Below are 21,080 nucleotides of genomic sequence, written 5' to 3'. Positions count from 1 at the left end.
GGTGAGCTCGATTTACCGCGCCAGGCGCGCCTGCAGGTCCAGTGCATTGAACAGTGCTGCGCCGGAGGCGGTGTTGTCGAAGATGCACCAGCTGCCGTTTGCCACTTGCGTGCGCAATTCAAGCGCCAGCGCGGCGAGAAATTCGGGCGGGTAATCCGAGTAGTAAATCTTCGGGCTGCCGTGCAGGCGGATATAGGCGACATCCGCAGTCTGCACATGCGGGCCAGGCTGGCCGGCAGGCGGGTCAGCGCGCACGCGCGTGATCGCCGATGCGCGCAGCAGGGTGGTGGCAGCTTCATCGAACCAGCTGGCATGGCGTGCCTCGAACGCCAGCATGCCTGTGAAGTATCCACGCAAGTCATTGAAAAAGCTGCTGGCAACAATGGCATCGAAACGCAGGCTTGGTGGCAGTTGCACCAGCACACAGCCCAGCTTGTCTTTCAAATGCGCCACTTCGCCGGCAAAGCGCGCCAGTTGCGCCGCATAATTTTTCAAGCGCAACTCGTGCGTGATGGTGCGCGGCAGCTTGACGCTGAAGCGAAAGCCATCGGGCACGCTGTCGGCCCAGCGTGCATAGGTTGATGGTTGGTGCGGCCGGTAGAAGGAAGTATTGATTTCGGCGCAGTTCAGCACCAGGCCATAGCGTTGCAGATGGCTGCCTTCAGTGGGGAAGTGATTTGAGGCCGCGCTGGAAATGCCCCAGCCGGCCGTGCCGATATACAGGGTAGACATGCCGTCATTACAGCAGAGGCGGGCAGACAGGTTTGTCAGACGCCATGCCGTGGCGGCGTCGGCGCAGTGCTAGTCGATAATGGCGCCATCGAGCGCATGGCGCGTGATGCTGCCTTGCTCATCGATGGCGATCCAGCCGCCGCGCGTGGGTTCCGTATCGCATTCCCAATCTGGCAAGACATAGCGCAGGGTGCCGTCCACCTGATGCAGGGCGGGGCGGTGCGTGTGGCCGTGGATCATGATGGTGGTCGCTTGTTCGGCAAATACCCGCGCTACCGCATCAGGGCTGACATCCATGATCTCCATCGATTTTTCGCCGTTCTGCTCGCGGCTGTTCTTGCGCAAGCCGTCGATAATGGCCTTGCGCTGCACCAAAGGCATGGACAGGAACTGCTGTTGCCAGGCAGGCTGGCGCACCATGGCGCGAAATTCCATGTATGCCACGTCGTTCGTGCATTCGGCGTCGCCGTGTACCAGCACGATGCGCTGGCCGGAAATCGTGGTCACATGCGGTTCACTGAGCAGGGTGGCGCCGGCAGCAGAAGCAAAGCCGGAGCCGACCAGGAAGTCGCGGTTGCCGGCGATCCAGTAGACGTGCACGCCCGCATCGCTGACGGCGCGTATCGCTGCCGTCATGCGCGCGTTGAAGGGGTCTTCCAGATCATCGTCGCCGGCCCAGTATTCGAACAGGTCGCCCAACAGATACAGGGCGTGCGCATGTTGCGCATGGTGCTCAAGAAAGGAGATAAAGGCGGCGCTGGTGCGCGGGTGCGAGCTCTGCAGGTGCAGGTCGGAAATAAAGAGTGCGGCAGGCATTGTCATCGTTCAACGCTCCCCTGATCAAGATTATGCATGGAAGCAACGTGGCAATGCCTGTGATTCATATTGCGGTGATTATGCTGCTTCGACTTTTTCGATAATGACATCGGTGGTCGGCACATCGGCGAACATGCCGGCGCGCGTGGTTTTCACGGAGCGGATGGCGTCAACTACTTCCTTGCCGTCGGTAACTTTACCGAACACGGCGTAGCCCCAGCCGTCCTGGCCCGGGTAGTCGAGGAAGCTGTTGTTCTTGATGTTGATAAAGAACTGGGCCGATGCCGAGTGCGGGTCCGAGGTGCGGGCCATGGCCAGGGTATAGGTGTCGTTTTTCAGGCCGTTCTTGGCTTCGTTTTCGACAGTTTTGTCAGCCGGCTTTTGTTTCATGCCTGGCTCGAAACCGCCGCCCTGTATCATGAAGCCATCGATCACGCGGTGGAAAATCGTGTTGTTGTAGTGTCCGGCTTCCATGTAGGCCAGGAAGTTGGCAACCGTTTTCGGCGCTTTTTCAGCGTCCAGTTCAGCGGTGATCTTGCCCAGGTTGGTGGTGATGATTACGGAAGTCATGATAGTCCTTTTGTTTGGATGAAATATTTCGTGCCCGGGCCATGCCGGAGCGGCAAGCCGGGGCGGCAAAAACGCTATTTTACAGTTTTGCGGGCGCTTGTTTGAGCAAGGTGGCCGATTCGATCACCACCGGCGTAACGGGCACGTTCTGGTGCGGACCCTTGTCGGCTACCGGCACCGCCTTGATCTTGTCGACCACGTCCATGCCACTGATGACCTTGCCGAACACGGTGTAGCCGAAGCCATCGCGGCCAGGGTAGTCGAGTGCGCTGTTATTGCCGACATTGATGAAAAATTGCGAGGTGGCCGAATGCGGGTCGCCGGTGCGCGCCATGGCGATGCTGTAGGTGACGTTCTGCAAGCCGTTTTGGGCTTCGTTCTGGATAGCCGCCTTGGTGGCTTTCTGCTTCATGTTCTTGTCGAAGCCGCCACCCTGTATCATGAAGCCGTCGATCACGCGGTGGAAGATGGTGCCCTTGTAGTAGCCGCTTTTGACATACTGCAGAAAGTTCGCCACGCTTTTTGGCGCTTTTTGCTGGTCCAGTTCCAGCACGATCTCGCCCATGCTGGTTTTCAGGGCCACGTGCGGGGTCGCGTCCAGCGCCGCAGGGTTGGCCGTTGGCGAGGCTGCCACCACAGCACCACCCAGTGCCAGGCCGGCAAACAGCGTAAAAAAGCGCGTCAGGAAAGGCAGGCGCGGGGATTTGGTCTCTTGCATAAAATGTCCTTGATCGTTGTTTTTCTTTAAACTTGCCTGAATTGTAAAGAAACGAAAGAAGTGCTTAACTTCGGTCGAACTTCGTAAAAACCTGATTCATATCGGGCCAGTATGGTTTTTATCAATGTTATACTTGCCCGCTAAGACCTGATTCTAACAAACAAGAACAACAATATAGCGGGTGGCAGTCTCGGCGCACACGGCGGTTCAGTGGCGCGGCACCAACGGTGTCCGCGCCTGTCTGTCGTTTTTCCGGGCTGGCCGCCGCTCCACCAGTAAAGCACGATGAGCGATCTGAAGATTTATAACACCCTGGCGCGCGAAAAGCAGGCCTTTGTACCTATGGAAGCGGGCAAGGTCCGCATGTATGTGTGCGGCATGACCATCTATGATTACTGCCATATCGGCCATGCGCGCATGATGATGGCGTTCGACGTGATCTACCGCTGGCTGAAAGCCTCCGGGCTGGACGTGACCTATGTACGCAATATTACGGACATCGACGACAAGATCATCCGCCGTGCGGTGGAAAACGGCGAAACCATCTCGCAGCTGACTACCCGTTTCACACAGTACATGGATGAAGATACGGCCGCGCTGGGCATTTTGACGCCCGACCATGTGCCGCGCGCCACCGAGTATGTGCCGCAAATGCTGAGCCTGATCGAGCGCTTGGAAAGCAATAACCTGGCTTACCAGGGCGAGGACGGCGACGTCAATTACGCCGTGCGCAATTTCCCCGGCTACGGCAAATTGTCGGGCAAGTCGCTTGACGACCTGCGCGCCGGCGAGCGCGTCGATGTCAACACCGGCAAGCGCGATCCGCTCGACTTCGTATTGTGGAAGTCGTCCAAGGAATCGGAACCCGAAGAAGTCAAATGGGACTCGAAATGGGGCAAGGGCCGCCCTGGCTGGCATATCGAGTGCTCGGCCATGGCCTGCGCCTTGCTGGGTGAGCAGTTCGACATCCATGGCGGCGGCGCCGACCTGCAATTTCCGCACCATGAAAACGAGATCGCCCAATCCGAAGGCGCGTTTGGCCACACCAGCGTCAACTACTGGATACATAACGGTTTCGTGCGCCTGGATAATGAAAAAATGTCCAAATCGTTGGGCAATTTCTTTACCATCCGCGAAGTGCTGCAAAAATTCGATGCCGAAGTGATCCGCTTCTTCATCCTGCGCGCCCACTACCGCAGCCCCCTCAATTATTCCGACGTGCACCTGGACGACGCCCGCCTGGCACTGACGCGCCTGTACACGGCGCTGGCCGGTGTAACGGTGGAAGAGGGCGCGATCGACTGGAACGAAGCCCACGCCCTGCGTTTTGCCGTGGCGATGAACGACGACTTCAATACGCCGCTGGCAGTGGCCGCCCTGTTCGACCTGGCCACGGAAGTCAACAAGAGCAAGTCACCTGTGCTGGCGCGTCAGTTGAAGGGTCTGGCAGGCGTATTGGGCTTGCTGGAACGTACGCCACAGCAATTCCTGCAAGCCACCGTGGGTAGCGCCGCCGGCAGCAATGACGAAACGGCCACCATCGAGCACGCGATTGCCGCGCGCAGCGCCGCGAAAAAAGCGCGCGACTTTGCCGAGTCCGACAAGATCCGTGCCGAATTGCTGGAAGCGGGCATTATCCTGGAAGACAAGCCTGACGGCTCGACCAACTGGCGCCGCGCATGATGTCGAACACCAGGGACAACGGCGAAGCCGTGGCGCCGGCGCAAGTGATACAGGTGCCGGCCTACTGGGAAGAGGCGAAGATCGAGCTGATGAAGCGCGACCGCATCATGAAAAAGCTGATCCCGCAATTTGGCGACCTGCACCTGGTCGGCCATAGCGACCCGTTTACCACCCTGGCCCGTTCGCTGGTGGGCCAGCAGATCACCCCCAAGGCCGCCGACCTGGCCTGGAAAAAGCTGCTGCTGGCTTGCCCGAAATGCACGCCGTCGCAAGTGCTCAAAGCTGGCGCCGAGCAATTGTCGGCCTGCGGCTTGTCCAAGCGCAAGACTGAATACCTGCTAGACCTGGCCGATCACTTCAAGGCCAAGCGCGTGCACGCCAACCAGTGGGGCGAAATGGATGACGAAGCCGTTATCGCCGAACTGGTGCAAATCCGCGGCATTGGCCGCTGGACGGCCGAGATGTTCCTGATCTTCAATCTGTTGCGCCCGAACGTGCTGCCGCTCGACGACCCCGGCCTGATCCAGGGCATCAGCGTCAATTACTTTTCCGGCGAACCGGTTTCCCGCAGCGATGCGCGTGAAGTTTCCGCCAATTGGGAGCCGTGGCGCACCGTGGCCACCTGGTATTTATGGCGCAGCCTTGATCCTGCTGCGGCCCCTGCGGCCAGCGATGCACCCCCCGCCGCATGAGCCGGTACGGTAAAATAACCATCAATAACGCCGCGCGCCCTGGCGACGCGGCTGGTAAAACCCTGGAGGTACAATGACTAAAACGACTTTCCTCAATTTTGAACAGCCGATCGCGGAACTCGATGCCAAGATCGAAGAGCTGCGCTTCGTGCAGGACGATTCGGCCGTCGATATCTCGGAAGAGATCGACCGCCTGGCCAAGAAAAGCCAGCAGCTGACCAAGGATATCTACGCCAAGCTGACGCCATGGCAAGTGGCGCAGATCGCGCGCCACCCGCAGCGCCCCTACACCATGGATTATGTGAACGAAATCTTTACCGATTTCCACGAACTGCATGGTGACCGCAGCTATGCCGACGACCTGTCCGTCGTCGGTGGCCTGGCCCGTTTCAACGGCCAGCCCTGCATGGTCATCGGCCACCAGAAGGGCCGCGACACCAAAGAACGCGCCATGCGCAACTTTGGCATGCCGAAACCGGAAGGCTACCGCAAGGCCATGCGCCTGATGAAGGTCGCTGAAAAGTTCAACCTGCCGATCTTTACCTTTGTCGACACGCCAGGCGCCTTCCCCGGCATCGACGCCGAAGAGCGCGGCCAGTCCGAAGCCATCGGCCACAACCTGTATGTGATGGCCGAACTGAAAGTGCCGCTGATCGCCACCATTATCGGTGAAGGCGGCTCCGGCGGCGCGCTGGCGATTGCCGTGGGCGACGCCGTGCTGATGCTGCAATACTCGACCTACGCCGTGATTTCGCCGGAAGGCTGCGCCTCTATCCTGTGGAAGAGCGCCGAGCGCGCCGCCGACGCGGCCGAAGCGCTGGGCCTGACCGCGCACCGCCTGAAAGCCATGGGCCTGATCGACAAGATCATCAACGAACCGCTGGGCGGCGCCCACCGCGATCCGAAACAGATGGCCACCTTGCTGAAACGCGCGCTGGCCGATACGCTGCGCCAGTTCCAGGGCATGAAAACCAAGGACCTGCTGCAAGCGCGCCATGAAAAGCTGCTGAGCTATGGCAAGTTCAAGGAAACCACGCCGAGCGAGTAAACGTTATTGGCGGAGCAGCAAAAATCAGGGGTCAGACCCGTCGGGTCTGACCCCTGATTTTTGCCAGCAATGAATAAATATTTGCAGGGACAGTCCGCTAAACGAACCCATCCGTTTAGCCGCTGTCCCTCTTTGCATTACCGGAGTCCGAATTGAAAAAGCAACAAACCGCCAGCGTGGCCGACGTCTTTGCCCGCGCCTTGCAAGACTGCGCGCCGCAGCCCGGCGCCGCCATCGGCATCGCCTTGAGCGGCGGTCTCGATTCATCGGCGCTGCTGCACCTGGCCCATGTCTGGGCGCAGGAGCAGGGCGTGGCATTGCATGCCTTCCACGTGCACCATGGCCTCAGTGCGAACGCCGACGCCTGGCTGGCCCATTGCGAGGCTCTGTGCGCTACGCTCGGCGTGCCGTTCGACGCCGCCCGTGTCAGCATCGAGATCAATCCGAAGACCGGCACCGAAGAGGCAGCCCGCAAGCGCCGCTACGCCGCCCTGGGCGCCTTGTGCGCGCAGCATGGCGTGCGCCTGTTGCTGACCGCCCACCATCAGGATGACCAGGCTGAAACCGTGCTGCTGCAGTTGCTGCGTGGCTCGGGCACGGCCGGCTTGTCGGGCATGGATGGCGCCAACAGCGCACCCGATTTGCTGGGCAATGCCGATCTGGTGATGGCGCGCCCGCTGCTGCCGGTGTCGCGCAAGCAGCTCGAAGCGTATGTGGCAAAACACGCCATCGCGCATATCCACGATGAATCGAACGACGACGCACGGTTTGCACGCAATGCCCTGCGGCACCAGGTGATGCCGGTGCTGGCGCAGGCCTTTCCCGGCTTCCAGGAACGCTTTGCGCGCAGCGCCCAGCATGCGCAGTCGGCGCAGCGTTTGCTGACGGAACTGGCGACGCAGGACCTGACCAACTGCCTCGATGGCGATTGCATCGAACTGGCCAAACTGCATGAATTGAGCCAGGACCGCTGTTACAACCTGTTGCGCCACTGGTTTGGCACGCGTGGCCTGCGCATGCCATCAACGGCCTGGCTGGCGGAAATGCTGGCGCAGTTGCTGGAAGCGCGGCCCGATGCGCAGCTGCTGGTGACGCACCCCGAATGCCATGTGCGGCGCCACCGCGACCGGCTGTACCTGACGCCGAAACTGGATGACCTGGCCGGCATGCGCGAGCGTGATGACGCGAACATCCCGGGCCTGGAAAAAGCCGGGCAGCAGTTTCACTGGCAGGGCGAAGCGAGCCTGGCGTTCCCCGCATACGGCGGCGTGCTGCATTTCGACCCGGTGACAGAAGGCGGGCAGGGCATCGATATCGCCTGGCTCAAGGCGCAGCTGCTGACCATCGATTTCCGCCAGGGCGGCGAGCGCCTGAAGCTGGCATTGAACCGCCCGACCAAAAGCCTGAAATACCATTACCAGGCGTTCGACGTGCCGGCCTGGGAGCGCGAGCGCCTGCCGCTTGTCAGTGCGGCGCAACAACTGCTGTTTGCGGCCGGCATCGGCCTCGATTGCCATTGCCTCGGTTTGCCAGGCCAGCCGCGCGTGAACCTGCGCTGGAGCGCCTGCCAGGCGGCTTGAATAGCAGTACGCATGGGCCTGCGCACTGCATGGATCGGTTATTTCCATATGCGCATTCGGTATGAGCTAATGCGCCTAATCGCTTGTTATTTTGCATTGCGGCATGTAAAGTGAAGACCCCTTTTTATTCTTCTTGAGCGGAAACTTCACTCTTATGGCTTTAATCGTCCACAAATATGGCGGTACGTCGATGGGCTCGACTGACCGTATCAAGAATGTCGCCAAGCGCGTTGCCAAGTGGCACGACGCGGGGCATCAAATCGTGGTGGTGCCATCGGCCATGTCGGGCGAAACCAACCGCCTGATTGGACTGGCCAGGGAAATCATGGATCAACCCGATCCGCGTGAACTTGACATGATCGCCTCGACAGGCGAACAGGTGTCCGTCGGCCTATTGTCGATGGCACTGCTGGCGATCGGCAAACAAGCCGTATCCTACGCTGGCTGGCAAGTCGCGATCAAAACCGATTCTGCCTTTACCAAGGCCCGCATCCAGTCGATCGATGACGAAAAAGTCAAACGTGACCTCGATGCCGGCAAGATAGTCATCATTACCGGTTTCCAGGGCGTGGACGAAAACGACAACATCGCGACCCTGGGCCGTGGCGGCTCCGACACCTCGGCCGTGGCGATTGCCGCCGCCATGAAGGCACAGGAATGCCTGATCTTTACCGATGTGGACGGCGTCTACACGACCGATCCGCGCGTGGTCTCCGAGGCGCGCCGCCTGAAGACCATCACCTTTGAAGAAATGCTGGAACTCGCTTCGCTGGGCTCCAAGGTGCTGCAGACCCGTTCGGTGGAATTTGCCGGCAACTACCGCGTGCCCACGCGCGTATTGTCGTCGCTGACCGACCCGCTGCTGCCCCTGGAAATAGAAGCCAATTCAGGCACCCTGATTTCGTTTGAGGAAGACACCAATATGGAACAAGCAGTTATCTCCGGCATCGCCTTCAACCGCGACGAAGCCAAAATCACCGTGCTCGGCGTGCCCGACCGTCCAGGCGTGGCCTACCACATCCTGGGACCGGTGGCCGACGCCAATATCGAGGTCGACATGATCATACAGAATCAGTCGGTCGACGGTAAAACGGATTTCACCTTCACCGTCTCGCGCGGCGAATACGCACGCGCCCTGGCCGTGCTGGAAGCGAACCGCGAACAACTGGGCGCGGCCAGCATCACCGGCGACGCCAAGGTATCGAAACTGTCGGTGGTCGGCGTGGGCATGCGCAGCCACGTCGGCGTCGCCTCGCAAATGTTCCGCACCCTGTCGGAAGAGGGCATCAATATCCTGATGATCTCGACCTCGGAAATCAAGATCTCGGTCCTGATCGACGAAAAGTACATGGAACTGGCCGTGCGCGCCCTGCACAAGGCGTTCGAGCTGGAAAAAGCCTGAACAAGCAAAAATATCGCCGCACGCCCTTGACCAAAGGGGGTGCAGTCGATATTATGACGTTCGTCGCTGCAGCGCAGTCAGCTGCAACGACATAGTTGAGTAATCAGCTAGGAGACGTGGCCGAGTGGCCGAAGGCACATCCCTGCTAAGGATGCATACGGCTTATACCTGTATCGTGGGTTCGAATCCCACCGTCTCCGCCAGAATAAACAAAAAAGCCTCCCCTGCGGGAGGCTTTTTTGTTTATGACGGACGGAAACGGTGGGATTCGAAGACTGCGCGCCCTTAAGGGCCGCGCAGGCTCTCCGAATCGCCCATCTGCCGCGCCCCGCGCGGCCCCGTTGGCCGTGTAGCGGCCAACGCCGTCCCCTCACTTCAAACTACCCCGCTCAAGCCCCGGCACCAAAAGCCTTTCGCTGCCATACTATTCCGTATCGCCACCAAGCGCCCCGCGCCCACCTCCATGAAACCGGCCAGCTTTCCCCTGCCGCCTGACCTGATTGACGAACAAGCCATGCTGCCGGCCCTGCAGCGCCAGGCCTTCGACTATTTTATTGAGCAGTCCAACCCCGCCAACGGCCTGGTCCGCGACAAGGATAAAACTGGCTGGCCAGCCAGCATCGCCGCCGTCGGCCTGGCGCTGACCAGCTACTGCGTCGGTGTCGAGCGCGGGTTCATGACGTGCAGCGACGCCATCGCGCGCACCTTGGCAACGCTGCGCTTCCTGGCTGCCAGCGAGCAGAGCGACTCTCCCGCCGCCACCGGTTACAAGGGTTTTTACTATCACTTCCTCGATATGGACAATGGCCGGCGCGTATGGGCTTGCGAGCTATCGAGCATCGATACGGCCCTGCTGATGGCCGGCGTGCTGGCCGCTGCCCAGTACTTCGATGGCGATGACAAGGATGAACTGGAGATCCGCGCGCTGGCCGATTTGCTGTACCGGCGCGTCGACTGGCAATGGATGCGCGCACGCTGCCAGTTGCTGCGCCATGGCTGGAAGCCGGAAACGGGTTTCCTGCGCAAGTGCTGGCGCGGCTATGACGAGGCGCTGATCCTGTATGTGCTGGCGCTCGGTTCGCCCAGCTTTCCCATCGAACGGCCCAGCTATGACGCCTGGACCGCCAGCTTCGAATGGAAATCGGTGTATGGCATCGATTACCTGTACGCCGGCTCGCTGTTCATTCACCAGATGTCGCATGCCTGGCTCGATTTGCGCGGCGCCCAGGACGATTTCATGCGCGCCCACGGTCTCGATTATGCGGAAAATACCCGGCGTGCAACGCTGGTCCAGCAGCGCTATGCCATCGATAATCCGCTGGGTTTTCCCGGCTATGGTGAACACGGCTGGGGTATCAGCGCCAGTGATGGGCCAGGCCCCGCCACGCAGCAGTCCATGGGGGTGCGGCGCTGCTTTCGCGATTATGTGGGTCGCGGCGCGCCGTACGGCTTCGACGACGGCACCCTGGCGCCATGGGCGGTGGCCGCTTCGCTGCCATTCGCGCCCGAAATCGTGCTGCCGGCGCTGGCGCAACAGCACGATGTGTTCCATGCCCGCTCGACCGTGTTCGTCACGCAGCAGGGCAAGCACTGGGTCTCGCCTTGGCGCTTCGGCATCAACGACGGGCCGGTACTGCTGATGCTCGATAACCATCTGCACGATTTTCCATGGCGACTGATGCGCGGCAATCGCTACTTGCGCGACGGACTGGTCAAGGCGGGATTTACCGGCGGATGGCTTGCTGCTTGAGCGGCGATGCGCAAGGTTGCCTTCCCCGTGAACGGCTGCGGCTCGCCATTGACCCCTGCGGTAATGGTGGCTGACACGCCGATCTCGGCCGTTACGTCGACAGCTACACCAAACTGGCGCAACTGGCTGGCCCGGATCACATCGTCAAGCTTGACCGACTGGCCCGGCGCGATCGGTGTCAACGTGCTGCGCAGCGCACGGTCGGCCAGCGAGATGCGCTGAGGCTGGCTGCGTCCGCTGGCGGGGTCGCGCAGCATGATGGTGGGGCCGCGCCGCTCCATATAGGCCAGCGGATAGCCGACCATGTAGTTGCTGGTATTGGTGATCAGGATTTCGATGCGCATGTCTTCACCGGTAAATACGCAGCCAGGATGATCGATGCAGCGGGCAGTAACCTGCAGCGGCGCGTCGGACATGGCGTTTCCTTGCAAGGGCAGTGTCAGCATGGCGATGGTCAAAGCGGCTGGGAAATATCGCATCGGGAATGTTCGCGAAATGGCTAAAACCAGACTATACCCCTACCGCAAGCACGGCTCATTCACAAATGCGAATAAGTCCCATTTATAATGTGAGCTACCGTGGCTGATGGCTGCTGGCAAAGGAGGCAAGATGGGCAAGATGGTGGACATGGATGGCATCGAGGGCATGATGGCGCAGGAACATCGCGCGCTGCTGAACGCCTACGGCCGTGCGCAGGCGCGCTGCAGCGACCAGCTCGACGAGCAGGCAGCGCAGGCGGCGCGCATTGCCGCGCTCGAAGCGCAGCTGATGCGCACGCAAGCGCAGGTGGTGATACGCGACACGAAGCTGGCTTTGGTGCGCGAGGAACTGGCCGAGCTGGCTGCCGCTGCGCCGGGCTTGCCGACGCGTGTCAAGCTGGCACGCCGGGTCGAGTGGCTGGCCGAACGGGTGCAGGACCTGATGCGCGAGCTGTTGCGGCTGCAATGGGGGGCGGCGCCTTCGGTGTCAAACAGGCCGGTGCTGCAGCCCGATCTGCTGGCCGGCATGCGTGAAAAATCCGTGCTCTATGTTGGTCCTGTCTCGGGCCGGGAAGCCGGCCACGCCATCGAGCAGGCAGGTGGGCACTTCCTCCATCATGCAGGCGGCGGCGATGGCATCGACGATGTGGCAGCGCTCGAAGCGAGCCTGGTGGCGGCCGACCTGGTGATCTGCCAGACTGGCTGCGTCAGCCACGATGCCTACTGGCGCGTGCATGACCATTGCCAGCGTACCGGCAAGCAGTGCGTGCTGGTAGACCAGCCGCAAGCCATGCATTTCCTGCGCAAGGAAGTGCTGGCCAGCCAGCGCTGACACTGTCAATCAATCAGCACGAACGACGCGCTGTCGCCATAAGACAGTACGGCCTGCAGATGATAAGTACCAATTCTTCTTGCCAGCAAGTCGTCCAGGCAGTGCGTTGACAGGTGTACGCGCGCCTGGCTTGGGCGGGTATAGTCCCAGACGACTCCGAAAGTGAAACTTGTATTGTTGATGTCACTCGCTGCCATTGCCTGTTGGCCCTGGGACGTGGCGGCCTGTACGGAAAATGCCTGGTGCAGCTGTGGCCGGGCACGTATTTCTGCGGCCATCTCGTCATTGAGCGCGAAGTCGGTTCGCGTGCATGGTTCGTGGTCAGGATAGAGCTCGCGGATGGTCTTGCCCTCGTCCGGGCTCTCGCACGCCTCATGCAAGGTTACCTTCAACACCGCTCCAGCCTGTACCGACAGTTCGGGTACCCAGATCAGGTAGCCGCGTCCACCTTGCGCATGGCTGCCGCCGCCTGCGTCCAGTGCCGCCTTCGGATTGCGGTCCAGCGCGCCATGCACCGAGACATGGACAACGCCCATTTCGGCAAGATTGATGGTGGTGACGCGGGAGCCATCGAGTTCAACACGCAGGCTGGCCATGGCTGCTTTCCGATTAAGTAAAAACTGATTGTCGCACGGCTTTACGCGCCCTGCATCACCACGCCGCGTTCCAGCCTGAAGCGGCTGACCACCTGCGCCAGCCGGCTCGCTTCGTCCTGCAAGGATTCGGCGCCGGCGGCGGCCTGTTCCACCAGCGCGGCGTTCTGGCGCGTCACTTTGTCCATTTCGGCCAGGGCCAGGTTGATCTGTTCGATGCCCGCTTCCTGGGCGTGGCTGGCGCCGTTGATGTCGCCCATGATGTCGGTTACGCTGCGCACGCGGTCGACGATCTGCGTCATGGTGGTGCCGGCTTCCTCGACCAGCACGCTGCCTGCCGCCACATGGCTGACCGAATCGTCGATCAGCGCCTTGACTTCGCGCGCGGCCTGGCTGGAGCGCTGCGCCAGGTTGCGTACTTCACTGGCGACGACCGCAAAGCCGCGGCCCTGTTCGCCGGCGCGCGCCGCCTCGACGGCGGCATTCAGCGCCAGGATATTGGTCTGGAAGGCGATGCCGTCGATCACGGCGATAATGTCGACGATCTTCTTGGACGAGGTATTGATGGCGCCCATGGTACCGACCACCTGCGCCACCACGGCGCCGCCGCGCACTGCCACTTCCGACGCGCGCGCCGCCATCTGGTTGGCCTGGCTGGCATGGTCGGCATTCTGCTTGACGGTCGAGGTCAGCTGCGCCATCGATTCGGCCGTCTCGCGCAGCGAATCGGCCTGCTGGCCGGTGCGCGACGACAGATCGAGATTGCCGCTGGCGATACGTGCCGAAGCGTCGGCGATGGTATCGGTGCCGCCGCGCACCTGGCCGACGATGTCCTGCAAGCTGGTGTTCATGCTGTTCAGGGCTTGCAGCAGCTGGCCTGTTTCATCGCGCGTACCGACGACCACCTTGCTGGTCAGGTCGCCGGCCGCCACCTGGCGCGCCACGCCCAGCGCCTGCTGCAAAGGGCGTGTGATGCTGTTGCTGGCCTGGATCGCCAGCAAGATGCCGGCCAGCGCCGCGCCGCTCGACAGCAGCAGGATGATCAGGCGCGTCTGGTCGGCCTGCTGCACCGAAGCCTTGCCCGACGCTTCCATCAGGCCAGTCTGGTAGTTGACCAGTTGTTCCAGCGCGGCGAAGTACGCTTGCTGGCGCGGCAGCAGCTGCTTGAGCATCAGGCTCTTGGCTTCGAACTTGCGGTCTTCCGCTACCAGGGTCAGCACGTCTTTTCTTACCTTGTCGAACTGCTGGCGCGCCGCGTTGAGCTGCTTGATGAGGCTGGCGCTGTCGGTGGATGCCGGCAGGCGCTCGAGCTTGCCGATCGAAGCATCGATGCGGCGCGCGATCTGGTCGACATGCTGCACTTCTTTTTTGGCCAGTTCGGCGTCGACCGTCAGGAAGATATTGCGCATGGCGATCATGGTTTCGTTGACGTCATCCTTGATGGCATGGCCCAGCATGGTTTTCGGATAACTGTCTTCGTTCATGCGGCGAATTTCGTTGCCCAGTACGCTGACGCGGGTAATGGCGACCACTGCCAGGATCAGCAGCAGGGCGATGATGGCGCCAAAACTGAGGCCCAGCCGGCGGCCAATTTTCAAGTTATTGAATTTCATATTGCTAGTCTCCGATATTTTTATGGTCCACCGGCTGGCACGTCGACAGGCGACAAAATGGCGGCGGATGGCCGATGGTAGAGCGCTTTCCGGTATTTTTCCAATCATTAATTTTTAGTGCTTAATATCAATTACTGTATGGGTTCAAAAAGCAACACCAATGGCTTTGTTGCCACTTCAAGACGAAGGAAAGTACTTTCTGATGCCATACCCCCTATAGTATTTTTTACGAGGCGAGAATGGGTCATGTATTGGCAAACAAAGACAAGCTGCTGAACCGCGTCAAACGCATCAAGGGGCAGGTGGAAGGCATAGAGCGGGGGCTGGAGGAAGGGCGTGATTGCGGCGACGTGCTGCAACTGATCGCCGCCGTGCGTGGCGCCGTCAATGGCCTGATGGCCGAGGTGATCGAAGAGCATCTGCGCGAGCATGTCGCCAGCCCCGATATCGCCAGCGACGCCGACCGGGCCAAAGGTGCCGATGAAATCGTCGCCATCCTGCGCACCTATCTCAAATAAGCGAAAGGCCACCATGACGCAATTGCACACCCACGCAGCCGAGGACTTGTCTGCCTGGACCCATGAACACCTATTCGACAGCAGCGACGGCAAGGCCGAGCGCCGCGCGCGCATCGTCATGTGGATCACGCTGGCCACCATGGCGCTCGAGATCCTGGCCGGCTGGTGGTACAACTCGATGGCGCTGCTGGCCGACGGCTGGCACATGAGCTCGCACGCGCTGGCGATCGGCCTGGCGGCGTTCGCGTATGCCGCCTCGCGCCGCCATGCGCGCGACCCGCGCTTTGCCTTTGGTACCTGGAAGATCGAAATACTGGCCGGCTACACCAGCGCCATTCTGTTGCTGGGCGTGGCGGTACTGATGGTGGTGGCCTCGGTCGAGCGCCTGTTCTCGCCGCAGGCGATTCATTATCCGCAAGCCATGGCCGTGGCCGGCTTCGGCCTGGCGGTCAACCTGGTGTGTGCGCTGATACTCGGTGGTCATCACGATCATGGCCATGACCACGGCCACAGCCACAGCGATCACGACCACCACCACCACCACGGCGAAGACCTGAACATGAAGGCCGCTTATATCCATGTGCTGGCCGATGCGGCCACGTCGGTGCTGGCCATCGTCGCGCTGGCCGGCGCGTGGGCTTATGGCTGGAACTGGCTCGACCCCGTGATGGGCATCGCCGGCGCGGTGCTGGTGGCACTGTGGGCGAAAAAGCTGATGCAGCAGACTGGCAAGGTCTTGCTGGACCGCGAGATGGACCACCCGGTAGTGCAGGAAATCCGCGAGGCGGTGGAAGTGGAAGAGGGCGGCGACACGCCGCGCATCGTTGACCTGCATGTCTGGCGCGTCGGCAAGCAGCTGTATTCGTGCGCGCTGTCGGTGCTTAGCCGCGACCCCGCACTGACGCCGGAACGGCTGCGTGCGCGCATCGGCATCCACGAGGAAGTCGTCCACAGCACCATTGAAATAGTGCGCCGTGCGTAAGGCCCGGCCGGCTTAGCGCAGCTGTCGCAAGCCGGTGCGCAGTTCGTCGATAAACAGCGCCGGCTGCTCCATGGCCGCAAAATGGCCGCCGCGGTCGAGTTCATTGAAGTGCACCAGACGGGCAAAGCGCTTTTCTGCCCAGCGACGCGACAGGCGTACCTGCTCGCCGGGGAACATGCTGATCGCCGCAGGCACGGCCATCGGCGCTGCAGGCATGCCGCCATGGCGCATCGCCTGCATGGTTTCCCAATACAGCCGCGCGGAACTGGCGCCGGTATTTGGCAGCCAGTACAGCATGATGTCGTCGATGATGGCGTCAAGCGCGAATACCGTTTCCACCTTGCCGTCGTTGTCCGACACGTCCTGGAACAGGGCATAGATCCACGCCGCCAGCCCGGCCGGCGAATCGGCCAGGCCAAAGCCGACCGACTGCGGGCGCGTGGCCTGTACCTTGAAATAGCCCGAAAATTGCTGGTCGTAGCGCTGGGCGTCGTCAAGCATCGCCTGCTCGTGCGGCGTGGCCTCGGCACGCTCTTGCGCCGTCGGCTGGAACATCAGCATATTCAGGTGGATGCCGGCCAGGCCAGCCGGCGCCTTGTAGCCGATGGTGGTGGTGACGGCGCCGCCCCAGTCGCCGCCCTGTGCCGCCCAGCGCTGGTAACCGAGGCGCGTCATCAGTTCTATCCAGGCGTCGGCGATACGGTTCACGTTCCATCCGGTGGCAACGGGCTTGCCGGAAAAGCCGAAACCAGGCAACGACGGAATGACCAGGTGAAACGCATCGCCGGCCTGGCCGCCGTGGGCCACCGGGTCGGTCAGCGGGCCGATCACGTCGCGAAATTCCAGCACCGAGCCCGGCCAGCCATGCGTCATCAACAGCGGCATGGCATCGTGTTCAGGCGAGCGCACATGCAGGAAGTGGATATCCAGGCCGTCGATGTCGGTATGGTATTGCCCCAGGCCGTTGAGCATGGTTTCGCACTTGCGCCAGTCGTAGCCGTCGCGCCAGCGCGTGACCAGGGCGCGCAGCCTGGCCAGTTGCGGGCCCTGGCTGGCGTCGGCCACCGTTTCGGCGTCGGGCCAGCGGGTAAGGGCAAGACGCGACTGCAAGTCGGCCAGGTCGGCCTCGGGTATGGCCAGGTGAAATGGATGGATGGTGGTGGACATGGGGGATTTCCTGGTGTGTTACGCTGCTGGCCGGTACAAACCGGATAAATTAAACTGAACTGTTAAGTCTAGTTTAGCAGCGGCTTTGAAACTTTGTACAGTCATTTCAGTGGAAAAGAGGCGGCATGGAAGGAGAAGTGCAGGCGAAGCGAGGGCGCGGCGGGCGTCCGCGCGCAGGAAGCGAGGGCGAAGTGGAGGCCCGTTTGCTGGCCGCAGCAACGCGGCTGTTTCTGGAGCGGGGCTACGAGGGCACCAGTTGTGACCAGGTGGCAATCGATGCACGTGCCGGCAAGGCCAGCATTTACGCGCGCTATGCCAACAAGGCCGCGCTGTTCTCGGCCGTGATCGACCACCTGCTGGCAGGCCCGGCTGCCCGCGATGCGGTAGCGCCAGGCGCGCCGCTGGACGAGCGGCTGGCGGTGGTCGCCATGCGGGTGCTGGAAGATGCCCTGGCAGCAGACGCACTGGCGCTGCTGCGGCTGCTGGTTGCGGGGCTGCCCCAGCCTGGCCAGGCCAGTGCGCGTGCCGAACAGCTGTTCTGGCAGGCGGGAGTAACACGCGTGGCCAACGCCATTACGCCCGATGATACCGGCCGTGCTGCTGCCGCCTCGGCGCTGGCTGGCCAGTTTATCGAGATGGTGCTGGCGCCTCTGCTGCTGCGCGCCCTGCTGGGCCAGGCGGTGGCGCCGCTGCTGGCCAGCGCCCCTGCCCGCATCGAGGCCGTGATTGCCCTGCTGCGTACCAGTGGGGCGCTCGAGGACTGGGCCTGAACCGCTTACACCCCCACCAGCGATACGGCCTTGGTATTCAGGTACGATTCCAGCGCCTCCGGTCCGCCTTCCGTGCCATAGCCGGAATCCTTGATGCCGCCGAAGGGCATTTCAGCGCTCGGGGTGGCGCTCTGGTTGATCCATAACATGCCCACTTCCATGCGGTTCATCAGCAGGTGGGCGTTCTTGATCGAGCGCGTAAAGGCGTAGCCGGCCAGGCCGTATGGCAGGCGGTTCGCTTCGGCAATCGCTTCTTCCAGGCTGTCGAAGCCGCGGATGCCGGCGATCGGGCCGAACGGTTCGTCGTTGAAGATGCTGGCGTCGAGCGGCACATCGGCAAACACCGTGGGCGCGAAAAAGTTACCGGTGTCGCCAATCCGGCTGCCGCCGGTGGCCAGGGTGGCGCCCCTGGCCTGCGCGTCTTCGACTACCTTTGCCATGGCGCTGAGGCGGCGCGCATTCGCCAGCGGCCCCAGCGTGGTGCCGGCCTGCAGGCCATCGCCCACTTTCAGGCTTTCGGCATGCCTGACCAGCGCACTGGTGAATTCGGCCTTGACGGCGTTGTGCACCAGGAAGCGGGTCGGTGAAATGCACACCTGGCCGGCATTGCGGAACTTGGCGCCGCCGGCCGCCTTGACGGCCAGCGCCACATCGGCGTCTTCAGCAATGATCACCGGGGCGTGGCCGCCCAGTTCCATCGTCACGCGCTTCATGTGGGCGCCAGCCAGCGCGGCCAGCTGCTTGCCCACTGGCGTGGAGCCGGTGAACGTCACCTTGCGGATGATCGGATGGGGTATCAGGTAGCCCGAGATTTCGGCCGGGTCGCCGAACACCAGGCCCAGCACGCCCGCTGGCAGGCCGGCGTCCACGAAGCACTGCATCAGCGCTGCCGGCGAGGCCGGGGTTTCTTCCGGCGCCTTGCACAGGAAGGAGCAGCCGGTGGCCAGCGCGGCCGACAATTTGCGCACGATCTGGTTGATCGGGAAGTTCCACGGCGTAAAGGCGGCGACCGGACCGACCGGTTCTTTCAGCACCAGTTGCTGCGCGGCCGGGTTGCGCGACGGCACGATGCGGCCATAGACGCGCATGCCTTCGGCGGCAAACCAGTCGATGATATCAGCGCCGGCCATGATTTCAACTTTCGCTTCGGCCAGCGGCTTGCCCTGCTCCTGCGTCATCTGCTGCGCAATATCGAGGGCGCGTTCGCGCAGCAGTGACGCCGCGCGGCGCATGATGGCGGCCCTTTCGGCTGCCGGCACGGTGCGCCACGTCTCGAAGCCTTGCTGGGCGGCGGCCAGTGCTCGGTCCAGGTCGGCGATGCTGGCATGGGCCACCGTGCCGATCGCTTGCCCGGTGGCGGGGTTCAACACGGGGATGGATTTGCCGCCGGTGGCGTCCACCCATTGATTGGCGATCAGCAGGCGGGTGTCGGGGTAGCTTGATATGGTCATTGCTGCTTGCTCCTGTCAGTGGAAAATCAATCGTTCTGCCTGCCTGGCGCCTTGCCTGGCAGGCATTATCTGGCTTCCTTGCGTGCGCGGAAAGCGGCGACCTTCATCCGGTTGCCGCAGACAGCCATGCTGCACCAGCGCCGGCGGCCCGACTTGGTGATGTCGAGAAAGCGCAGCGTGCAATCGTGCGCCTCGCACTGGCGCACCTGCGCCAGCTCGCCCTGCGTCAGCAGCTGGAGCAGTGCGGTTGCCACAGGTTCGAGCAGGCTGGCCACGCTGTCATCACGGCGCCGTTCCATCAGCACGGGCTTGGCATTGGCATCGAGCACCAACGTTCGTACAGGACGGCCTGCCTCAAGTATCTGGTTCACTACTTCAAAGTCGCGTGGATCACGCTGTTTGTCCAGGTCGATCAACCGGGCGGCCACGGTGCGCAACGAGCGAGCCTGGGCAGCCAGTCCTGCGGCAGGCGCATCGAATTCAGGCGCCATCTGGCCTGCTGCCTTCAGCCATGCTATTGCGCCAGCATCGTCAGCCAGGCAATCCCAACTGCTGTCACCGGTGCCAAAGGCGCTATTGATGAAATCGAGCGCCAAGTCGTTGCCGATGAAGTGCGGAGTTGGGGTGGTATGCGGCGTCATTTTGTAACCTTAAAAAATAATATTGACAGGTTACCATAAATGGATGTAACCTTCAAATACTCACTTTAAAGGTTACAAGGAAAAACCATGAATATCAACACCACCACACTCGCTGTCAGCGCAACTCTGGCCGTGGCCGCCGTCGGCGCCAGCGCCGCCCCCATGTCGGCAGCCGACAAGGCGCAGGTGCATTACCGCTACGAAAACGTCGGCGACGTGAAAGTTTTTTATCGCGAGGCGGGCGACCCTGCCGCGCCAACCATCCTGCTGTTGCACGGCTTTGGTGGCTCCTCATTCATGTATCGCGATGTGATCCCGGCACTGAGCGACCGCTATCACGTGGTGGCGCCGGACCTGCCTTCCTTCGGCTACACCGAAGCGCCGGCGCGCGAACAGTATGCCTATACCTTCGAGAACATCAGCAAGACTATGGATCGCTTCACCGAGCAGCTCAAGCTCGACCGCTATGCCATCATGGTGCATGACTATGGCGCGCCAGTTGGCTGGCGCCTGGCGCTGGCCCATCCTTCCCGCATCACGGCCATCATCTCGCAGAACGGCAATGCCTACGAAGAGGGGCTGGCCAAGGGCTGGGACGGCATCAAGCAATACTGGCAGGCGCCGACGGCGCAAAACCGCGCGGCGCTGGCAGAGTTTCCGACGCCGGCCGGGATCAAGTGGCAATACCTTGAAGGCGTGAGTCATCCGGACAGCGTCTCGCCAGACGGCTACACCCTGGAAGGCATGCGCGTGGCGCGTCCGGGCAACGCCGAGATCCAGCTCGACCTGCTGCTCGATTACGCGTCCAATGTGCGCATGTACCCGCAATTCCAGGCCTATTTCCGCCAGCAGCAGCCTGCGCTGCTGGCCGTATGGGGCAAGAATGATCCGTTTTTCCTGCCGGCCGGTGCGCAAACATGGAAACGCGATCTGCCGAACGCAGATATCCGGTTTTACGACACCGGCCACTTCGCCCTCGAAACGCATGCCCGCGAGATCGTGCCGGTGATCCGCGCCTTCCTGGACAGGAATATCAAATAAGG

At 61.8% G+C, this 21,080-nt stretch carries 21 protein-coding genes and 1 tRNA gene; 12 read left to right on the top strand and 10 right to left on the bottom strand.

Annotated features, from left to right (window positions below; translation table 11 throughout):
- Window positions 1-12 precede the first annotated feature (12 nt).
- The 4 genes from ACQ4WM_RS22770 to ACQ4WM_RS22755 form a co-directional block, all read right to left on the bottom strand.
- Window positions 13-732, bottom strand: coding sequence for a DUF72 domain-containing protein (locus ACQ4WM_RS22770; RefSeq protein WP_436548932.1), 720 nt, complete (start codon window positions 730-732; stop codon window positions 13-15).
- A 69-nt stretch (window positions 733-801) separates the two neighbouring features.
- Window positions 802-1,548 carry a UDP-2,3-diacylglucosamine diphosphatase gene (locus ACQ4WM_RS22765; protein WP_436548931.1) on the bottom strand — a complete coding sequence of 249 codons (747 nt, stop codon included), beginning with the start codon at window positions 1,546-1,548 and terminating at the stop codon, window positions 802-804.
- Between the two features lie 78 nt (window positions 1,549-1,626).
- On the bottom strand, window positions 1,627-2,118 hold the full coding sequence (locus tag ACQ4WM_RS22760) for a peptidylprolyl isomerase (RefSeq protein ID WP_436548930.1): 492 nt from the start codon (window positions 2,116-2,118) through the stop codon (window positions 1,627-1,629).
- A 79-nt stretch (window positions 2,119-2,197) separates the two neighbouring features.
- A complete protein-coding gene (locus ACQ4WM_RS22755; RefSeq protein ID WP_436548929.1) occupies window positions 2,198-2,836 on the bottom strand; it encodes a peptidylprolyl isomerase in 639 nt (212 codons plus the stop codon).
- Window positions 2,837-3,121: 285 nt separating this feature from the next.
- Here ACQ4WM_RS22755 and cysS point away from each other — a divergent pair, with 285 nt between their 5' ends.
- The 7 genes from cysS (at window position 3,122) to ACQ4WM_RS22720 (ending at window position 10,991) form a co-directional block, all read left to right on the top strand.
- On the top strand, window positions 3,122-4,519 hold the full coding sequence (gene cysS / locus ACQ4WM_RS22750) for a cysteine--tRNA ligase (RefSeq protein WP_436548928.1): 1,398 nt from the start codon (window positions 3,122-3,124) through the stop codon (window positions 4,517-4,519).
- Window positions 4,519-5,211 carry a DNA-3-methyladenine glycosylase family protein gene (locus tag ACQ4WM_RS22745; RefSeq protein ID WP_436548942.1) on the top strand — a complete coding sequence of 231 codons (693 nt, stop codon included), beginning with the start codon at window positions 4,519-4,521 and terminating at the stop codon, window positions 5,209-5,211. The genes cysS and ACQ4WM_RS22745 overlap by 1 nt, the downstream gene beginning before the upstream one ends.
- A 73-nt stretch (window positions 5,212-5,284) precedes the next feature.
- Complete coding sequence (locus ACQ4WM_RS22740) at window positions 5,285-6,259, top strand: acetyl-CoA carboxylase carboxyltransferase subunit alpha (protein ID WP_436548927.1); 975 nt, start codon at window positions 5,285-5,287, stop codon at window positions 6,257-6,259.
- 152 nt (window positions 6,260-6,411) lie between these two features.
- Entirely contained in the window at window positions 6,412-7,839 is a 1,428-nt protein-coding gene (gene tilS / locus ACQ4WM_RS22735; RefSeq protein WP_436548926.1) for a tRNA lysidine(34) synthetase TilS, read from the top strand.
- Between the two features lie 154 nt (window positions 7,840-7,993).
- On the top strand, window positions 7,994-9,241 hold the full coding sequence (locus ACQ4WM_RS22730; protein WP_436548925.1) for an aspartate kinase: 1,248 nt from the start codon (window positions 7,994-7,996) through the stop codon (window positions 9,239-9,241).
- A 110-nt stretch (window positions 9,242-9,351) separates the two neighbouring features.
- A tRNA-Ser gene (locus ACQ4WM_RS22725) sits at window positions 9,352-9,444 on the top strand.
- A 260-nt stretch (window positions 9,445-9,704) separates the two neighbouring features.
- Entirely contained in the window at window positions 9,705-10,991 is a 1,287-nt protein-coding gene (locus tag ACQ4WM_RS22720; RefSeq protein WP_436548924.1) for a glucoamylase family protein, read from the top strand.
- On the opposite strand, the gene ACQ4WM_RS22715 is transcribed toward ACQ4WM_RS22720, so the two are convergent.
- Complete coding sequence (locus ACQ4WM_RS22715) at window positions 10,934-11,407, bottom strand: hypothetical protein (protein ID WP_436548923.1); 474 nt, start codon at window positions 11,405-11,407, stop codon at window positions 10,934-10,936. The genes ACQ4WM_RS22720 and ACQ4WM_RS22715 overlap by 58 nt on opposite strands.
- A 193-nt stretch (window positions 11,408-11,600) precedes the next feature.
- Between ACQ4WM_RS22715 and ACQ4WM_RS22710 the strand changes: the two genes are divergently transcribed.
- Window positions 11,601-12,302: a DUF2325 domain-containing protein gene (locus ACQ4WM_RS22710; protein WP_436548922.1), complete on the top strand. Its 702-nt coding sequence runs from the start codon at window positions 11,601-11,603 to the stop codon at window positions 12,300-12,302.
- Window positions 12,303-12,307: 5 nt separating this feature from the next.
- Here the strand turns inward: ACQ4WM_RS22710 and ACQ4WM_RS22705 are convergent, their stop codons facing one another.
- Window positions 12,308-12,898 (bottom strand): hypothetical protein, encoded by a 591-nt coding sequence (locus ACQ4WM_RS22705; RefSeq protein WP_436548921.1) that lies wholly within the window; start codon window positions 12,896-12,898, stop codon window positions 12,308-12,310.
- A 41-nt stretch (window positions 12,899-12,939) separates the two neighbouring features.
- Window positions 12,940-14,508, bottom strand: coding sequence for a methyl-accepting chemotaxis protein (locus ACQ4WM_RS22700; protein WP_436548920.1), 1,569 nt, complete (start codon window positions 14,506-14,508; stop codon window positions 12,940-12,942).
- Between the two features lie 239 nt (window positions 14,509-14,747).
- Between ACQ4WM_RS22700 and ACQ4WM_RS22695 the strand changes: the two genes are divergently transcribed.
- Window positions 14,748-15,026: a metal/formaldehyde-sensitive transcriptional repressor gene (locus ACQ4WM_RS22695; protein WP_436548919.1), complete on the top strand. Its 279-nt coding sequence runs from the start codon at window positions 14,748-14,750 to the stop codon at window positions 15,024-15,026.
- A gap of 22 nt (window positions 15,027-15,048) precedes the next feature.
- Entirely contained in the window at window positions 15,049-16,008 is a 960-nt protein-coding gene (gene dmeF / locus ACQ4WM_RS22690) for a CDF family Co(II)/Ni(II) efflux transporter DmeF (RefSeq protein WP_436548941.1), read from the top strand.
- Window positions 16,009-16,020: 12 nt separating this feature from the next.
- On the opposite strand, the gene ACQ4WM_RS22685 is transcribed toward dmeF, so the two are convergent.
- Window positions 16,021-17,175 carry an epoxide hydrolase family protein gene (locus ACQ4WM_RS22685; RefSeq protein WP_436548918.1) on the bottom strand — a complete coding sequence of 385 codons (1,155 nt, stop codon included), beginning with the start codon at window positions 17,173-17,175 and terminating at the stop codon, window positions 16,021-16,023.
- Window positions 17,176-17,300: 125 nt separating this feature from the next.
- Between ACQ4WM_RS22685 and ACQ4WM_RS22680 the strand changes: the two genes are divergently transcribed.
- The gene (locus ACQ4WM_RS22680) at window positions 17,301-17,945 is read left to right on the top strand and encodes a TetR/AcrR family transcriptional regulator (protein ID WP_436548917.1); all 645 of its coding nucleotides are present in this window, start codon (window positions 17,301-17,303) and stop codon (window positions 17,943-17,945) included.
- A gap of 5 nt (window positions 17,946-17,950) precedes the next feature.
- Here ACQ4WM_RS22680 and ACQ4WM_RS22675 read toward each other — a convergent pair whose 3' ends face one another.
- The gene (locus ACQ4WM_RS22675; RefSeq protein WP_436548916.1) at window positions 17,951-19,396 is read right to left on the bottom strand and encodes an NAD-dependent succinate-semialdehyde dehydrogenase; all 1,446 of its coding nucleotides are present in this window, start codon (window positions 19,394-19,396) and stop codon (window positions 17,951-17,953) included.
- A gap of 65 nt (window positions 19,397-19,461) precedes the next feature.
- On the bottom strand, window positions 19,462-20,037 hold the full coding sequence (locus ACQ4WM_RS22670; RefSeq protein ID WP_436548915.1) for a CGNR zinc finger domain-containing protein: 576 nt from the start codon (window positions 20,035-20,037) through the stop codon (window positions 19,462-19,464).
- Between the two features lie 162 nt (window positions 20,038-20,199).
- Here ACQ4WM_RS22670 and ACQ4WM_RS22665 point away from each other — a divergent pair, with 162 nt between their 5' ends.
- Complete coding sequence (locus ACQ4WM_RS22665; RefSeq protein ID WP_436548940.1) at window positions 20,200-21,078, top strand: alpha/beta fold hydrolase; 879 nt, start codon at window positions 20,200-20,202, stop codon at window positions 21,076-21,078.
- Window positions 21,079-21,080: the final 2 nt, after the last annotated feature.

Origin of the sequence: Janthinobacterium longum (assembly GCF_051380735.1) — a bacterium.
GTDB lineage: Bacteria > Pseudomonadota > Gammaproteobacteria > Burkholderiales > Burkholderiaceae_D > Janthinobacterium.
This window is presented reverse-complemented; position numbering and strand designations above follow the sequence as displayed.

Bases quoted from the DNA above. Each gene is read 5' to 3' on its own strand.
- ACQ4WM_RS22680 (WP_436548917.1), top strand. From the start codon at position 17,301: ATGGAAGGAGAAGTGCAGGCGAAGCGAGGGCGCGGCGGGCGTCCGCGC.
- ACQ4WM_RS22760 (WP_436548930.1), bottom strand. From the start codon at position 2,118: ATGACTTCCGTAATCATCACCACCAACCTGGGCAAGATCACCGCTGAA.
- ACQ4WM_RS22730 (WP_436548925.1), top strand. From the start codon at position 7,994: ATGGCTTTAATCGTCCACAAATATGGCGGTACGTCGATGGGCTCGACT.
- ACQ4WM_RS22685 (WP_436548918.1), bottom strand. From the start codon at position 17,175: ATGTCCACCACCATCCATCCATTTCACCTGGCCATACCCGAGGCCGAC.
- ACQ4WM_RS22670 (WP_436548915.1), bottom strand. From the start codon at position 20,037: ATGACGCCGCATACCACCCCAACTCCGCACTTCATCGGCAACGACTTG.
- ACQ4WM_RS22665 (WP_436548940.1), top strand. From the start codon at position 20,200: ATGTCGGCAGCCGACAAGGCGCAGGTGCATTACCGCTACGAAAACGTC.
- ACQ4WM_RS22705 (WP_436548921.1), bottom strand. From the start codon at position 12,898: ATGGCCAGCCTGCGTGTTGAACTCGATGGCTCCCGCGTCACCACCATC.
- ACQ4WM_RS22675 (WP_436548916.1), bottom strand. From the start codon at position 19,396: ATGACCATATCAAGCTACCCCGACACCCGCCTGCTGATCGCCAATCAA.
- ACQ4WM_RS22720 (WP_436548924.1), top strand. From the start codon at position 9,705: ATGAAACCGGCCAGCTTTCCCCTGCCGCCTGACCTGATTGACGAACAA.
- ACQ4WM_RS22710 (WP_436548922.1), top strand. From the start codon at position 11,601: ATGGGCAAGATGGTGGACATGGATGGCATCGAGGGCATGATGGCGCAG.
- ACQ4WM_RS22765 (WP_436548931.1), bottom strand. From the start codon at position 1,548: ATGCCTGCCGCACTCTTTATTTCCGACCTGCACCTGCAGAGCTCGCAC.
- ACQ4WM_RS22700 (WP_436548920.1), bottom strand. From the start codon at position 14,508: ATGAAATTCAATAACTTGAAAATTGGCCGCCGGCTGGGCCTCAGTTTT.
- ACQ4WM_RS22770 (WP_436548932.1), bottom strand. From the start codon at position 732: ATGTCTACCCTGTATATCGGCACGGCCGGCTGGGGCATTTCCAGCGCG.
- ACQ4WM_RS22715 (WP_436548923.1), bottom strand. From the start codon at position 11,407: ATGTCCGACGCGCCGCTGCAGGTTACTGCCCGCTGCATCGATCATCCT.
- ACQ4WM_RS22745 (WP_436548942.1), top strand. From the start codon at position 4,519: ATGTCGAACACCAGGGACAACGGCGAAGCCGTGGCGCCGGCGCAAGTG.
- ACQ4WM_RS22755 (WP_436548929.1), bottom strand. From the start codon at position 2,836: ATGCAAGAGACCAAATCCCCGCGCCTGCCTTTCCTGACGCGCTTTTTT.
- cysS (WP_436548928.1), top strand. From the start codon at position 3,122: ATGAGCGATCTGAAGATTTATAACACCCTGGCGCGCGAAAAGCAGGCC.
- ACQ4WM_RS22740 (WP_436548927.1), top strand. From the start codon at position 5,285: ATGACTAAAACGACTTTCCTCAATTTTGAACAGCCGATCGCGGAACTC.
- ACQ4WM_RS22695 (WP_436548919.1), top strand. From the start codon at position 14,748: ATGGGTCATGTATTGGCAAACAAAGACAAGCTGCTGAACCGCGTCAAA.